The following is a 17,559-nucleotide window of genomic DNA, read 5'->3' as shown; positions in this document are numbered from 1 at the left end:
AGAGATGATTGAATGCAACGTACGAAGAAGCCGTTAATCTGGCTGATGATGGTGGCGCTGGTTGTATCTCTAATACCAGCTGGCCTTGCACCAGTCGCATCGGCGGCGGGACAGACAAGTTACTTTACTCCTGATAATGCTGGGAATGTCCAATTGAAAGATACAGTAGGCCTCAAATTGACTGGAACCGGCACGGATGTGCTATCACGTTCAACTGCTTTTGTGGTAACTAGTAGTGAACAGCCTGTAACTGGTACGTTCACCAATGTTACAGGCTCCACTTTGGGGGCCAACGTTCAACTCATGAATCTTAAAGACGGAACTTGGGTTCCAGATAGCACACGAGTAGCACCAGCAGTTGTAACCGTTGATCCGGATCGTCCGGATAACCGCTTTAAAGCAACACTAACATTGTTTGCCGGTATGAATAAAGTTACGTTCACAGGTTCACAAGGACCAAGTGAAAGATCAGAGAGTTTTTATATTTTGTATGATTCTGTTCCATATATTGAAAAATTGCAAGTTCTTGGAGGAGCAGACAACCTTGATCTGAATGAAGGATCTCAAGTGGTCGTAGATACAGGCGAAGTAACACTTAGTGGTGTTGCCAAAAACTCATCCAAAGTTACGGTTTCCCTGAATAATGGTGAGTCTCTTCCAACCGCTTTGCAACCGGATGGACAATTTTATTCTCCGATGATGCGACTGAAGGCTGGTTTAAATGATGTGAAAATAACTATTGAGAGTGGCGTAGACAAGAACGTCTTCAATTACTCATTGTTATACTATGATGAAACCAATCCATACTCTAAATTGGATCTGATAGAGGGCGTGGCTCCAGGTGCTTTGGCTCAAAGCATGTTATCTACTAGACCGACTTATGGAGGAAATCCTGCGGAAGCCAATGTGATGGTGGAATTGCTTGTCCCAGACGATGAGACAAATGCTTTACCACAAATTACAATTGATGGTGCAATCAACTCTACAATTACTCCAAATGTTGTACCGATACCGAGTGTTGGAGTCAATACACCGTCCTATGCTTTGATTTCTTTTGATATCCCATCCATTACTTTTACCAGCTCCGGAACTCCTGCGGAATTGGATCGTTTGCAGAATCACTCACTTACTGTGAAATATGGTAAAAGCACGGCAACAACAAATATGAACTTTCAGTACTTGGCAAATGAGACAGTCATTACAGATCTGAAGTATCTCAGAGATTATAAAGGAACAGGTGCAATTCCTGATGGTGTGCCTTTGACAGGTGCAAGTGTCAATGCGGCGGATTTCTACATTTTGGTTGAGACAAGTAGAAACCCAAACGGTGCAGTGTTATCAGCTGAGTATCTTCCAAGAGGAACTAGTGCGATAGATCTGCAGTTCGTTCAGCAAGTTACGCCAACCAAATATATTTATCAAATTAAAGGCTTCAAAAACGGAAATCAGACAGTTCAGTTTAAATTTGATGGATCGGCGTCAAGTCGCAATGCAACCATTTCGTTTGCATCCAAAAATTATATTTTCGTAAGTAATTTATCGGATGGTCAAACATATGATATGAACTCAAAGGCGACCGATGAAATTACAGTTGAAGGTAAATATGTAGATTTTGCGACACTGGATAGCAACTTCTTCGTAGCTGAAATTTTTGCAAATGGTGTCAAAGTATATTCTACTCATCCCCAGAATCCAACTGGGACAACAGCACCACAACAATTGCTTACCTTGGGTAGCGATGGTAGCTTTAAGGCTATTATTAAAGTAGACGGAGACACGGGACCTCTTTACTTTGGGGAGAACCGTATTGTACTTACAGGTACCGGTACGGGAGATAAGGGGCAGTTAAACGAAGTTTCCAAAGAATTACGCATTTATATCAATGACAATAATGTGTCTACCATTAAAAATCTACAGCCGTCACCAAGTAGAGCTCGTTCAACATTTTTGGAACCCTTTAATCCTGACGATCAATGGGTGAAGAACTTATTCAACCTTTCCACCGATTTTACATTTGCTGATAAGAAGTACACCACAAGTCTTAAAAATTTCGATTTGGCTATTCGTGGTGCAGGAGCTACCCGTATGAGTCTGAGTATGGGTACCCAAAATATATTTACACTGAACATACCAGAAGGGTCTGCCGGAAGTACAACATGGGAAGACCCAGAAATCTCTGCTGAGTATGCTTTGAACAACGGTACAGTTATTGTTGATCGTACCGGTAGACAACAGGATTTTGTAGTACGTCTAAGAGATTTGAAGGCAGAAACTCCGGGCACATATATCTATACCCTTGACCTGTATAACAAAACTGGTGCTAAAACAAGTCAAAAGATTGAAGTGGTAAGGGAAGCTGCTGGTTATCGCATTATATCCCCACAACCCACTTCCGGTAGCCAAATTGTCGTTAACAAAAACTTTGTTCACTTTGATATTGAAGCTGAGGGAGCAACTTCGATTGTCATAGACAAAGAAACGGCTAAAAAACTTCAAGGAACGGAATCTGACCGTTTTGCTCTCGACTATGTTGGACTCAAAGCGGATAAAGTGAATAAAATTAAACTTACTATTGATCGTAGTGGTGTAAAGACCACCGATACAATCGAGGTGTATTATACGAGTGCTGCAGGTGTGGATTCACAGTATATGGCACCTAAAGTTGCAAATAAATACTCTGCATTCAACAAGCAATTAGAGCTGAGTTTTCCAAAAGGGACAGTAATGGAGAGTACAGACAATAGTGGAATTGCTAAGTTTTACCCGAATAACAAGTTGCTATTTGGTATTGCAGACCCGAATACGGGAATTGTGGAACGTCGCAATGACTATGGCAGTATCGTTGGTTTTAAAACAGAGGATGGAGATCCTAATCCATTAAGCGTACCAGACGAATATTATAGAAGATTCTCTGCTATAACAGGTGATTCTGTAAACTTTAGTCCAATCTCAGAGATTTATTGGATTAGTGGTGGTCTCGGAGAATCTGGAACCAGAGGCACTGATAATTACAAGGAGCCAACGAATGGGATTGGTCCGTATACTTTGGATTCTTTGTATGGTAATCCTTTGACGCCTACTGAACGCAAAATTAAACCCTCTGTTCGTGGTTCGTTGACATTGACATACGATTCAAATGTCGTTGATGATGCTGGTTCTACAATATCGGTCTTCTACTACTCTCCAAGTCGAGAATGGAAACGAATCGGTGGAGAAGTTGATTCCAAGAAACACACAATTACTGTACCATTTGATAATTTTGGTTATTACAAAGTAATGAAATTGAGAAGAAGTTATAACGATATTACGAACCATGGATGGGCCAGAAATATTCTTAATGCATTGTATGCCAAAGGCTTTATGACACCATTGCGATTTGAACAATTCGGCACAGATGATCGGACATCCAGAGGTGAGTTTGCTACACTTCTGGTAAAAGGATTGAATTTGCCTATCACTTCGGACAGCAGAAGAACCTTTACGGATGTAGCTCCTGGAACGAGTTCCTTCACTTGGGATTATGACAGTATTGAAACAGCAGCTAGAGCAGGGATTATTACCGGTTTGACCGATGGAGTATTTGGTCCGGACCGTCCTCTCACACGTGAGCAGGCAGCTGTTATGATTGCGAGAGCGCTTGAACTCAAATTAGCCACAAATGATAGTAAACTCCAAAGTGCATTGGCCAAGTCTTTCATTGACTCAGGTAGCATGGAAAACTATGCGGGACCTTCGGTACAAGCTGTTACCAAAGCGAAGATTATGGAAGGCTCACCAGTCACAGTAACAGGTCAGAGCAAACCACAATTTGCATTTAATCCCAAAGGCAATCTGACACGTGCAGAAGCGGGTAAAATTGCAGTTGAATTGCTCAAAAAGAGCACAAAAGTATTCCCTAAAAACTTAAGCTAGTTTTGAGATGGATTAATGCATTTTAGGAAGGACCTGCCCCTCATTCTGCAAGGGGTGGGTTCTTTTTATGACTGTGAAGCAACTGATATAGAACTCTTTTATAATAGAAGAGATCTGTTTTTTACCAATAACTATTTTTGTAATTTGTTAGAGATTAAGATACAATAACGGTAAATACACAATGATCTAGAGGGTGAAGTTAGCTAATGAAACCGATTTATTCGAGAGCCCAATTGGGTTACATGAAGGCAAAGACACAGTTCGAGAAGCAGGCAGTCATTCTGGAGAAAAAGTTGGAAGATACACGTAAGAAAGAGGAGATCTCTCAGGAAGTAATGGAAGGACTTGTACAGTCCACTGGCTTCCATGATGCGTATAACAGTCTGGTTCTGGCCGAGAATGAATTGATTGAATGGTCTCACACCACGATGAAGCATGAGAAGACATACCGGGAGAACAGACAACCAATTGACGATATGTATCTGAGATTGAATAGTGATCCGAATATGCGTGCTCAGATTATTGAATTGGCAATGAAAATTCGTTAATCGTTAGCTTATAGCAATTGTAGTGTTAAAAGAAGAGGTGCCCCGAGGGGCACCTCTTCTTTTATTTTTAATTTTGTAGAATTTGTCGCTTCATCGTGGAAAATAACGGGTATACATAAACGACTAAATCATTTCTTAAGCAAGATGTTCTTAGAAAATATCGTGATAAGTACAGCTGTGATAAAGGTTTCAAACCTAATAAAGACCCGCACTGCATCAATACATAAATAAATTCAAAACTTTTTTTGATGAATCCGCAACTTTTTGAAATCTGCTGCGTTTAAGATGTAGAGTCGAAAACATTGGGCAACTTACCAAGAATGACCTCGTGAAGAATCTTGTCTATTTATTAGAAAAAATTGCTTTACGGCACGAGAGACCCATTGTATAATACGTAAGGTAGGATTAGGAAACTACTCTATTTACGTATGATTCTATCATTTATTTTTGTTTACAAGTTTCTGTGATATGCTCACAGACATCATTTATATTAACTTGCTCATAACTCTGGAAAGGGGGTGCGACAATAGAATGAGGAATACGAGCGACCCTATTAAAGAAAATTCCAATGTTATGAACGCCCAAGGAGGAGACAAAAAGGTTATGAAGAAAATTTTATCCGTAGCACTGTCTACAGCAATGGCATTCTCAATGTTTGCATCTGTAGCATTCGGTGACACAGCAGTAACACCACAACAACAGTTTGATGCATTGAAAGCAAAAGGTATCTTCAATGGTTACCCAGATGGCACAGCTGGTCTGGACAAAGAGATGACTCGCGCTGAGTTCGCAAAAGTTATCACTAAATTGCTTGGTTTGAAAGAGATCACTGGAACTCTTTCTTACACTGACAAAAACTACACAGCTAAAAACTGGGCTGTACCTTACATCGAAGCAGTAACTGCTGCAGGTATCATGGAAGGTAAAAACGTAGAGAAAAAAATCTTTGACTTCAACGGTAAAGTGACAGTAGCTGAAATGGCTACAATCTTGACTCGTGCACTTGATCTTGAAATCCCAACTGAAACTAACAACAATGCAGCAGCATGGGCTAAAGGTTATGTTCAAGCAGCGATCAACGCAGGTCTGATCGACGCTAACGCTAACTTCTCTGGTAATGCTTCCCGTGAATTGTTGGTAGGTGCAGCTTACTCCATCGATCAAGCTCAAAGCATTAAAGTTGAATCTTACACAGTATCTGAAGCTGGTAAAGTAGTTGAGTTCAAAATCAGCGACGGCGAAACTGTAAAAGTAACTTTGGATAAAGCTCTTGAAGCTAACAAAGAAACTGAAGTGAAATTTACTTACAAAGATAAAACTTTCACTGAAAAAGTTACTTATGTTGTAACTGCAGCTCAAAAAGTTGTTAGTGCAACTGCTAACAACCTTAAACAAGTTGTTGTAACATTTGATGGTGATGTTGATGCTGATAGCGCTGAGCTTGAGTCTAACTACACAGTAGACGGATTCAAATTCAAATCTGCTACATTGTCTTCTGACAAGAAAACAGTAACTTTGTTGCTGCCAGCAGAGCAAACATTCACTTCCCAAAAAGCTTACAAGTTGAATGTAAGCAATGTTAAAAACTCTGACAAATCAAAAGTGTTCAAAGAGACAGTAACAGTGACTCCAGTTGACACTACTTTGCCAGAAGTTTCAGAAGTAAAAGGCCTCGGAACTAAAGCTTTCAAAGTTGTATTCTCTGAGCCGGTTAAAGCTTCTTCTGTAAACACAACTTCTAACTTCCGCATCGACGGTAAAGCAATTTCTGGATATGTTAACTTCACTTATCCAAGTGTTGCAGTTATCACAACTGACCTGAGCGTTGGTAAACACACATTGACAGTAAATGGTGTTGAAGACTATGCAGGTTACAAACTTCTACAAAAAGAAGTTGAGTTCGAAGTAGTTGAAGACACTACAGCTCCAGAAGTAGTTAGTGCTAAAGCTACAAACCTGAACAAAGTAGAAATCGAATTTAACGAGTCTGTTAAATCCGTGAGCAAAGCTTACCACACGTCTTCTGGTAAAACAGGAACTGTTACTGTTGAAGATAACAAAGTAACTGTTGACTTCGAAAACGACAACAAGCTTAGCTTGGGTGAAAACACAATTACTTTGGAAGGCGTAACAGACTATAGCAACAACTCTGCTACACGTACTTCTAAAGTGACTCCAGTGATTGACACTACTCGTCCAGAAGTTGCTTCTGTAACTGCTGAAGTTTACAACAACAACCACGTATTCACTATTGAATTCAGCAAAGCTGTTGAAGCTACTGATGTTGCGAAAACAGCAAACGCTAACTTCACTTTGAAGAATGAAAAAGGCGAACTGGTTACAACTAGAGGCTTCACAGCTGCTGGTCACCCAGTTAATGCTCCTAAATTCGTAGATGGTACTGGTAACAAGCGTGTTCAAATCACTACAATCGGTGAGTTGCCACAAGGTAAATATACTTTGGAAATCGCTGGTATCCGTGATATCGCTGCGATTGCAAACACAATGTTGCCGTACACTACTACTGTAGATGTAAGTGACGTTGCTAAACCAAAAGTTAACGATGCTTGGTTCGTTCAAGAAAACACTGGTAATGGATCTTTGAAAGATCTGGATATCTACGTTACATTCAGCAAAGAAATGGCTGTAAGTGGTAACGGTAGTGCGATTGATCCAAACAAATATAACTATCAAATCGGCAATGGTCCTTTGTTGCCACTTCCTAACAATACTGAGGTAACTCAAGTAAATGCACAACAAGTGCGCATTTCCTTGCCTGCCAAAGAAAATGGATACTTGGCTACAACTGATACTCTGAATCTGCGTATCGCTAATGTAGCAGATACTAAAGATAACTACATCGCTGGAAACGTAGTTTCTACGCCTGTTGTAGCTAAAGACTCCAGAAAAATTGGTGTTGAGTCAGCTAAAGCTGTATCTGACAAAAAAATTGAAGTTCAATTCAATGGATACTTGTCCTCTGTAAGTGCAAGTGACTTCGCTATCAGTGCGACTAGCGCAACTTACGGTTTGAAATTGAACAGTGTTGAGACTAAAGATGGTAACACTTTGGCTCACTTCGAAATCACTACAGGTCAATCTTTGGATGCAACAGCTTCCACAGCTAACTTTGTAACAATTCGTTCTGTTGAAAACATCCAATCTGTAAGCCCTAATGGTATTAAAGTTGGTACTGTTAACGAAGGTTTGACAGATGGTATCGCGCCTAAGTTGGCAGCAAACAGTAACTTCAACGTAGTTGAAGGTACAGTCCAAACCAATGGTAAGAAACAATACACAGCTACATTGACATTCAACGAAGCTTTGAATGTTGCTAACAACACTACTGGCTTCTTGGCTCGCCTTGGCGGATCTGAAGCTACCGTTACTGCAGTTGCTGCTGGTACTAACAGTAATGAAGTAGTAGTTACATTTGAAGCTGCTGGTACTACACAGTTGACTGGTTCTTATGTAGAACTGTACCTCAATTCTACAAATGCAACTAACAAATTTGTAACTGACAAATCCGGTAACGCTGCTGATGCTTCCAACGTTTCCGTACAAAGACAGTACTAATTTATAAGTTTTTTAGAGAAGACCCTTAGAGAAATCTAAGGGTCTTTTTTTATTGTGGTTTATTCGATAAATCACAACAACATCGTAACTTTCTCACCTTTCCAAACGTTTATACTATAAGAGCAACAAGCAACTTATGGGAGGTTTGGAAGTGGATCAAAAGAAAATGTTTGTGAGCTTGCTCGCGAGTGCGATGTTGATTAGTTCAACGGCTGGCATTGCTATGGCGGCGAGCACAACCAATAAAACGTCTGCCACCAGTTCAAATAGCAGCACATCGAAGAAAACGACATCAACCACGAAACAGGTTGTACATACACTCGGTAACCTATCGGCTGTTAAAGTGACTGCACGAAGTTCCGTAAGATTAACAGATGTAAATATCTTGGCGCAGGACGATGGCAATGTGGTTACGTATACGTTGTCTTATAAGAACAATGACAGCACCCCAATGATGATGCTCGATTACTGGAGCAAGGTGAAAACCAAGGGTGGAACATCGTTCGCACCTAAACTGATTGCGAAGGATCAGGAAAAGAAAACGGTCGCCCCTGGATCAACAGTTGAGTTGACCTATGTCATGAAAGTGGGTCGCGAGGTGAAACTCAGTGATCTGAACTTCCTCATCGTGAAATGGGATTTCAGTCAAGCTAACTATGAACGTACGCTGGGTAAGTTTAACGTGCCCGCATCCTATAGTATTACCACACCTGTAGGCAAACCAAAGACGGTTCGTCTAAGCGATTCTGCCGTGAAGGTGAAAGTATCAGGTATTAAAGTGTTTCCAGGTGAGGATAAGAAACAGTATGTGAAAATTGGCGTGAATTTAAACAATATTAGTTATAAATTGCTTGAAAATCCGAATATCAAATGGATCTTGCGTACACCAAGTGGAACCAACTATCCGTTAACTCCGGATAAAGACAGCACGAGTGTCAGCATCCAGGCTCAAGCTAATAAGGCCCTCAGTTTGATGGCATCTCTTCCTACGTCAGTGAAGCTTCAAAAGTCTGAGTTGTTGCTGGTAGAAGAACAGGGTGAAGAGAAGAGTGTTCTGCCTGTTGCTGCATTGCAATTGCCAGAGGCTAGCAAAACGAATGTAGAGGTTGCTGCCAATCAACCAAACATTATTTCAGTTGAAGGACAACGACTATCCACATTGCTTGAATCCGCTAAAGTCCGAATCGATGATGGTGAGTATAGCCTTAATCTTCAAATGAAGCTCAAGAATGAAGGTAAGAAAGCCATTAAGGTGCCGACATATACCTTCGAGGTACGAAATACAGACGGAACAGTCTATCCGATTGAAACTAAAGCATTGGATACATTGAAGTTGAACCCGGGTGATATCAAGACCATTAAGCTCAGTGCAACCCTTCAGGGTGATGGAGATACGAGCAAAATCAAGTTGTATGTGATGAGTCCGGTAGACAAAAATGAAAGCACAGAATCCACAACGTCTTCTCCTACAAATGGATTTGTCTTCTCCTATCCTGTAGGTGTCTATGGGATTCCTGAATCGGTATCCAGTGGAGATGGATTGACAACCGAAACGGTCATTAAGAATAACAAAGGTACATTTGGTGTGTCTTTTGGATCGTTACAGCGGTTGCCGTGGCTTGATAGTGATATTATCGCCGCAAAAGTGACCATTCGTAATGCAGGTAACAAAACAGTTCAACTTCCTGAACTTGAAGCAATGTTTATGATTGATTCTGCTGAGATTGAAGGAGACAAGAAGTTAATCTACACACAAAGTGGCAAGCTACTTGGAGCCGGCATGACAACCGAGGCTTACCTTTTGACCAAGATTCCTTCTGAAATACGTATATCTCGTCTCGAACTTAGTCTAAACGAGAAAGTTAGTGAAGAAGAGACGAATGAGTGGATTACGTTAAATACGTCTGGATTAATTCCGCCTGTATCTTATGTTGGAAGCGGCAAGACATACACATCGGGTACTGCTGATAAAGAGACCGAAATGGGTGTGCGGAGAACGATTCGTTATCCGGGAACGTCATCGGACATCGTATATACCGAATTCGAGATGACGAACAAATCACTACGTCAAAGTGGTCTCGGTAAACTGGTAGGTTACTTCAAAACATCGGATGGCCAGTATTACAGAGCAACAGCGAAGCAAGCAGAGCGTCTGCCTGGACCAGGTCAAAAGTCGATTGTTACGTTCTGGGCTAAGATTCCGAAGTCCGTTACCTTCTCAGACCTGCGCCTGATTGTGGGTGAAGGTATTGCAGACAGCAAGTTTGTAACGGGTGAAGGTGAAGCGACTGCTTATGTGAATGCTCTGGCATTTGAAGTGCCGCCAACCTCCATTAGTGTTCAAGGCTCGTTGACCAATGTTGATCTTTATCCTTACTCTTGGACTGCCAACAGTGTGAGAGCATATCTGGCAGGGAGTTCGTCTGTACAGATCGAGATGAATTACAGCTTATCCCGTAATGAAGAGATTGAGATGGGTGAGAACGAGCACAAGTTAATCCTTACAATGACGGACCAAGCAGGTAAATCATATGAGAAAGAGCTGACTTTGGGAACCGATCTGAAAGTGGGAACCAACCAGACACTGAGCTGGAGCGTAGAAGATAGCTTCTACGAGAAGTTGCGTGGTGGTTCGTATCGCTTAAGCGTAGATGATCAGTTCCAGGGACAACGTCTTCGTCTTGCAGAACAGAGCTACGGATATGATTTGACCAAGCTTCCGAAGGAAGAACCTGTCGATTTGAGATAAATGCAGATATTCGAATAATCGTTAGATTTGTCCACAAGACCTCGTTTCTTCCCCAATGGAAACGAGGTTTTGCTTGTCGCATGTCTATTTTTTCTCTATAGTTAAAGTTAATAGATTACCAGAGGAGGAAAATGATTCACATGAAACCTTATATGAAAGTATCTCTCGCTGCGCTCGCCATTGGTGTTGGCGTCTGGGTTGGGTCGGTATACAGTAATACAGCCATCGGTGCAGGTACAAGCCAGCCAGGAACAGCAGATGATCCGGTTGTAACAAAGAGTTATGTAGATCAGCAGATCCAACAGGCTTTGGGCGGTAAGATCCCGACTGGAGGAGGAAGTACCAATAAGGGAACAGACAGCAATGCAGGAAATGGTAACAACACTGGCTCTACAGGAACCGGTAACTCCGGTAGCACAGGTGGAGACACATCCCTTCCTCCACTGGTCTCGGGCGCTTCTGAAGCCGTTGAGATCGTAACGGTGAAGCCGGGTCAACAGCTGATCGGCAAGTCTGGCGCGGAGTTCATTGTACGTAGCGGCAAAGCTGTGATCGTCAGTGAGGGTACGAATGGTGTAGCTGATCTGACGGACGGGATTGACCTGACGAATGGACAGGCGGCGCCGACCAATCACCTGCTCTCTTTTCCAAGGGATGGACGGGGGATCACGGTATTGGAAGGAAACAAATACAGCTTAACTGTAATGGTTCGTGGTGGATATACTCTAAAATAGGATTTGTAGCTGTTAAAGGAATTATTCATTAGTCATACATTTCATTTGCTCAGATTACCCAATTCTAACAAACATTAATACGGCTAGCCAGCCTTGTTCCTGCTCACTCTATTACTGTTGACAATCAATTAATGGAGGTGCAGGAATCATGGCTAGAAGCAATCGCAAAGTGGTACCCGAAAGTCGTCAAATGCTGGATCAGATGAAGTATGAGATTGCTGCAGAGTTTGGTCTCAATGTAGGTTATGGTGGCAGAGGTTTGGCTGGTGCGGATACAGAATTTGGATCTGAACTGGGTGAAGTAAGTGATCACTCCTATGGGCAATACAAAGGGTGGGGACATCTGACTTCCCGCGAGAATGGATCGGTTGGTGGAGAGATCACCAAAAGGCTAATTCGCCAGGCAGAACAGCACTTATAGGGCATTTTCCTTACCCCATTTCGTTTGACACGTCTTGACAAATACGTTAAGATGGCACTTGAGGTATGCAACCTTTTCCACTAGGGAAAGGTTGATTTTCGTTTGAGGCAATTACCTGAAAAATCCTTATCTTCGGTACTGCGGACCTGCGTCCTTAATCCATTTTGGAAAGCTTCGAGGGTACAGTGAACGAATCGCTGTCATGTTTTGTTCGGGCAATCGCCATACTACTAGTTATGGGAGGTTGAAACTTCATGTCTATTAAAGGCCGACATCTATTTACATCGGAGTCTGTAACCGAAGGACATCCGGATAAAATCTGCGATCAGATCTCAGACGCCGTATTGGATGCATTTCTTGCAAACGACCCCAATGCTCGCGTAGCTTGCGAAGTTTCCGTAGCCACAGGCTTAGTGCTTGTCATCGGTGAAATCAGTTCAGCTTCTGAATACGTGGACATTCCGTCCATCGTTCGTAATACAATTAAGGATATTGGCTACACACGTGCCAAGTTCGGTTTTGATTATAACACTTGTGCAGTTCTGACTTCTCTGAATGAGCAGTCCGCTGATATTGCCCAAGGCGTGAACGCAGCGCTTGAGAACCGTGACCCGGAACAAGTCGCTCGTGAAACAGAAAACATTGGTGCAGGTGACCAAGGTTTGATGTTCGGTTTTGCGACGAACGAAACACCTGAACTCATGCCTTTGCCAATCGCATTGTCCCACCGTATCGCACGCCGTCTGGCGGAAGTGCGTAAGAACGGTACATTGGAATATCTTCGTCCGGATGGTAAAACGCAAGTAACGATTGAATACGACGGTGACAAACCGGTACGTGTGGATACAATCGTTGTGTCTACTCAGCACGCTGAAGAGACTACGCTGGAGCAGATCCAAAAAGATATCAAAGAACATGTAATCTTGCCTGTCGTTCCAGCTGGATTGCTGGATGAGCAGACTAAATATTTTATCAACCCAACAGGGCGCTTCGTTATTGGCGGACCTCAGGGAGATGCAGGCCTTACTGGACGTAAAATCATCGTAGATACCTACGGCGGTTATGCACGTCATGGTGGTGGTGCGTTCTCTGGTAAAGATCCAACTAAAGTAGACCGCTCTGCAGCATATGCGGCCCGTTACGTAGCGAAAAACCTTGTAGCTGCAGGACTTGCAGACAAAGTGGAAATCCAGCTCGCATACGCAATTGGTGTAGCCAACCCGGTATCGATCAACGTGGATACATACGGAACTGGCAAAGTCAGCGAAGAGAAATTGGTTGAGCTCGTGCGTAACAACTTTGATCTTCGTCCGGCTGGCATTATTCGTATGCTGGATCTGCGTCGCCCAATCTACAAACAAACGGCTGCTTACGGTCACTTCGGCCGTACAGATCTGGATGTACCTTGGGAACAAGTGGACAAAGTAGACCTTTTGAAAACTCAAGCAGGTCTGTAAGCTTCTGTTCAACACGTGTAGAAGCCCAAGATTCCTATAAGGAATCTTGGGCTTCTTTTTTTGCATTAGTATTATGGATATCTCTTCATTACAAAAAAGGAAATTATATTTACATATAATAACTATTCGCTAATCAAATATTTCCTTTTTGCCGAAATACATAAAGAGGTCTATACATGGAATAAACAGTTGAATCTGGATGAGGAGGAACGAAAGGTGAGTATAAAAGGAATGATCCGCAAGGGGATCATCGGATTGTTAATTGTATTATTGACTACGCAAGGTTGGTATAGTGGTTTGGGGTTGAAAGAGAGTACTGCATATGCAGATGATGATTTAACGGGTTTGGGGATTGAGTCATCTATGCCAGCATTAGGTGCTCGAAACGTTGATAGTACATTACCATTTAGTCTTGTCTTCAAGAAGCCAGTAAGAAAAGTTACAGGTACGCTAGAGAACATATCCATATACAGATTACCGGAGAACAAGCTGGTTGCAGAAGTTCCTGTGAATTCTGCAGTAAATGTTTTAGCCGATTCCGCTGATATCCCGGGTGTAGGAAAAATCATTAATTTTCAGTTGAACGAAGCATTAAAAGGTGGGCACTACGCCATTCGAATTGGAACGAAATCCTTTGAATACGGAGATAATGAGCCTTTTGATGGCTTAAATGAAGAAGCTTGGTCATTCTATACCTTGGGACTAGGGGCTACGACTATAAATTCTTTATTCCCAATTAACGGTGCAGTTTCTGTTACTCGTGATTCAAATTTACAAGTAACTTTTAGCAATCCAATTGAGGCTGGTGTGGGAGAAATCGTAATTTACGAAGGCGGCGTTGAGTTTGAGCAGTATGACATGGCTCTACCGCAGTCTCGTGTCGTGATTAGCGGCAATACGCTTACAATTGATCCCGTGAAAAGTTTTTCCAATAATGCTACATACTCAGTTGACATAGATCAAGGAGCTTTAAGAGACAAGGCAGGGAATGATGTCGCTGGAACAGGAATTAACGGGTGGCAATTTACAGTTTTTCAATCGGACCCAACTTCCTTAGTGGTATCTTCTCTATCACCATCTAACGGAGCGAGTGGAGTCGCGCTGACAGGAGAGCTGATAGTTACATATAACAAAGAGCTTGATCCTCGCTATCCCGGATCAGTAACGCTAAGAAATGCGAACGGAGCAGTAATAACAACATCTACGTCTGTCAATAGCTCGAATCATCGACAGCTGCGAATTATCCCATCGAGTAGTCTAACTAGCAATACAAGCTATACCGTGGATATTCCAGGAGGAGTGTTGCGAGACAAATCAGGTAATCTGTATACAGGACTTAACGGAGCCACATCGTGGACATTCCGTACACTAACGTTAGATCGAACTGCTCCTGTGCTCAAAACCTCCAAAATGTACAGTAATACCATCATTCGTCTGACCTATGATAAATTGCTCTCAAGTCTTGATCCTCTGCCATCCAGTTTCTCCGTTACTGTTAATGGGGAGTCACGTAGTGTATCTACGTCTTATGTGTCTGGAGATAGTGTTTACGTAGTTCTAGATACAGGTGTAGCAGTAGGACAAGTGGTTCGCATTGGATACTCCCCTGGAACATCAACGCGCAAAATTCAGGATTTATCTATGAATTCGGCAGCTGCCTTCGGAGCCAGAGATGTGGAAAATAGTTTGGAATCAATCATGTCCAAGCCTAGAGAAGGCAGCGTCTATAACAGTACGCTCAATCTCTATTATCCTGAGACCGTATATATTAACTCTAGTGAAGCATATAAACAATTCAGCGTGACTGCGGATGGGACTTCTGTGGGTGTAAGTAGCATTTCTACCAATAACAGTTCACTTATCACCCTGAACCTTAGTCGTTCGATTACGAATGGTGAAGTCGTCCGTGTATCCTATCAGCCGGGTGAATGGGCTGTAAAGGATAGTCGCGGTCAAGCGCTTGCCGGATTTAACGAATTTTACGTTCGTAATAGTATTGACACGAAGAACCCTGAGTTCCAAAGCGCGGAGGTCAGCGGCAATAAACTATGGATTCGCTACAACGAACCGCTAAGTAGATCAAATAAACCTTTGAAAAGTCAGTATTCGGTGCTGGTAGACGGGAAAGCTGTGTTTGTTAATGATTCGGAAATTGAAGATGATGTCGTTACACTGACATTGGCCTCGCCAGTTACAAGTACACAGACTGTGACGCTATCTTACGTTCCTGGAACGAGCCGTCTAACGGACCTAAACGGAAACCCGGCGGGATACTTGAATTTAACCCCCGTGACGTACACATATGGAAATGGAACGATCCTGTCTGGTGTGTTACAAGGAGACACGATACTCATTAACTTCCGTAATGCTTTAAAGGCAGAGTCTGCATTAAGTCCAGCTCAGTTCAGAGTACAGATTGGTAGCAATAACGTAGCTGTTAGCTCCGCATCGGCATCCGGCTCAGTTGTTACTTTAAAGTTGCCCACTTCTGCATCTGCAGGACAAACAGGAATCGTTAGTTATACACCGGGTGCAGTTTCGCTTCGGGATGCTCTTAATACTGAAGTAGATGCTTTTGGTCCACTGACATTGCAAATAAAAGAGGTAGATACAGTTACACCCACACCCACTGCTCCATTGGAGGGCCGTCCCTCATGGATTAGTGAAGTAGGTGCAGCTGAATCCGGTTTTGGACAATCAATGTACATTATGAAAAGTGATACAGCTGCTGTCGAAACTATAACTTCACGGAACAATCGTCCAACACGGCAGTTTACCATTGATGAGACCAAGCTTGCCCAAGCATTTGAATATGCGTATTCTAGCGGGAAACTAAACCAACCCGTCATGTTCGAAGTTCCAGAGAGTGAAGCAACAGCATCTGTGGGAATCCCGTTCCATACGCTCTCTCGGATAGCTGCAACTTACCGCACGGGTTCATTTGGCATTAAATATAGTGATAGTGTCTGGCTTGTGCCCTTGTCACAACTGGAAGTTGTGGCTATGGGACAAAGTGCAGGGATAACAACAGCCCCTGGTACTGCCATATTATATGTGCAGTTAGAGGCTCTTCCTATATTCTCCCTAGGAACGTTAGAGTATATGTTAACAAGTTCAAACGCTCAGCGACTGGCTAACGTGACAGAAGTTCATATTGAGCTCTATAACGGAAATACCGGGCAAACTGTAGAACAGAATATCAAAAGTCAGTTTTGGATGCAACTTCCTGGTAACACGTCAACAGTCTTATCCGGATTCACTGCTGTGGATTCGAACACACAGACGTTATCCTATGTACCAACAACTTTCAGAACTACAACATCTGGAATGGTTGCTAGAGGTAAATTAAACGGTAATCAGATCGTAGCCCCCGTGACTCATTTGGTAAGCTTCCCGAATGCAAAACCATGGGCACGAGATGCTATTACAGAGTTGGCCTCCAAGTGGATCATAAGTGCTGATAACCTTACTGCATTTAAGCCAGATATGAAAATCACTAGAGCAGAGTTTGCTGAGTTGATTGCCAAAGGATTAGGGCTAAAAGGCAATCGTGCAGCTGCACAACAGTTCCGAGATTTGAATGCAAACAGTTCAACTTATGCATATATAGGCGCTGCAGTGGAGGCGAAAATTATTGAGGGTGTTGGCGATAATAAATTCCAACCCAATAGATTCATCACCCGGGAACAAATGGCCATTATGTTGATGAGAGCAATGAATTATGCTGGGCAATCAGCACCCCTTCAACTTTCAGTTGAGGATACCTTATCTAAATTCAAGGATAAGAAATCTATTAAATCCAAGGACATTGTTGCCAAAGCAGTACAGACAGAAATTATTAATGGTGTGTCGGATACTGAATTTAAGCCGCTGGCACATGCAACAAAAGCACAAGCGGCAGTCATGCTAAAACGTATGCTAAATAGAATTGGTTATCTTTAACCGATAATCTTAAAGACATAATCATTGTTAGGTATCTAAAAAGCACATCAGCCGAACTACTCACGCTGATGTGTTTCTTTTTATATAGACCTATATATGAATGAAAGGAATATTACATCCGAGATATGAAAGTGTGCTATTTTCATAATGAATGCATGCTAATATAGGGGACAAACGTAACTTTTTCCACAAAAAGCAGTCTATTAATAGAAGAGTATAC

Annotated in this window: 8 protein-coding genes; all 8 read left to right on the top strand. The window is 42.3% G+C overall.

The genetic code is table 11. The annotated features are described in order from the left end of the window. Positions 1–12 precede the first annotated feature (12 nt). The 8 genes from EL84_RS03115 to EL84_RS30680 all read left to right on the top strand — a co-directional run bounded on the left by EL84_RS03115 (position 13) and on the right by EL84_RS30680 (position 17,339). On the top strand, positions 13–3,912 hold the full coding sequence (locus EL84_RS03115) for an S-layer homology domain-containing protein (protein ID WP_047840688.1): 3,900 nt from the start codon (positions 13–15) through the stop codon (positions 3,910–3,912). A 206-nt stretch (positions 3,913–4,118) separates the two neighbouring features. Next, a complete protein-coding gene (locus EL84_RS03110) occupies positions 4,119–4,460 on the top strand; it encodes a hypothetical protein (RefSeq protein WP_047840687.1) in 342 nt (113 codons plus the stop codon). A gap of 603 nt (positions 4,461–5,063) precedes the next feature. Beyond that, positions 5,064–8,036 (top strand): S-layer homology domain-containing protein, encoded by a 2,973-nt coding sequence (locus tag EL84_RS03105; protein WP_161799402.1) that lies wholly within the window; start codon positions 5,064–5,066, stop codon positions 8,034–8,036. A 151-nt stretch (positions 8,037–8,187) separates the two neighbouring features. Further along, entirely contained in the window at positions 8,188–10,785 is a 2,598-nt protein-coding gene (locus EL84_RS03100) for a hypothetical protein (protein WP_047840685.1), read from the top strand. A 140-nt stretch (positions 10,786–10,925) separates the two neighbouring features. After that, entirely contained in the window at positions 10,926–11,519 is a 594-nt protein-coding gene (locus EL84_RS03095) for a hypothetical protein (RefSeq protein WP_047840684.1), read from the top strand. A 148-nt stretch (positions 11,520–11,667) separates the two neighbouring features. Further along, positions 11,668–11,940: an alpha/beta-type small acid-soluble spore protein gene (locus EL84_RS03090; RefSeq protein ID WP_017691962.1), complete on the top strand. Its 273-nt coding sequence runs from the start codon at positions 11,668–11,670 to the stop codon at positions 11,938–11,940. A 254-nt stretch (positions 11,941–12,194) separates the two neighbouring features. Then, positions 12,195–13,397: a methionine adenosyltransferase gene (metK, locus tag EL84_RS03085; protein WP_047840683.1), complete on the top strand. Its 1,203-nt coding sequence runs from the start codon at positions 12,195–12,197 to the stop codon at positions 13,395–13,397. Positions 13,398–13,613: 216 nt separating this feature from the next. Further along, a complete protein-coding gene (locus tag EL84_RS30680) occupies positions 13,614–17,339 on the top strand; it encodes an Ig-like domain-containing protein (protein ID WP_053061365.1) in 3,726 nt (1,241 codons plus the stop codon). The last annotated feature ends 220 nt before the right edge of the window (positions 17,340–17,559 follow it).

This window comes from Paenibacillus sp. VT-400, from assembly GCF_001029205.1.
Lineage (GTDB): Bacteria > Bacillota > Bacilli > Paenibacillales > Paenibacillaceae > Paenibacillus > Paenibacillus amylolyticus.
Note: the sequence above shows the minus strand (reverse complement) of the source record. Positions and strands in the feature narration are given on the sequence as shown.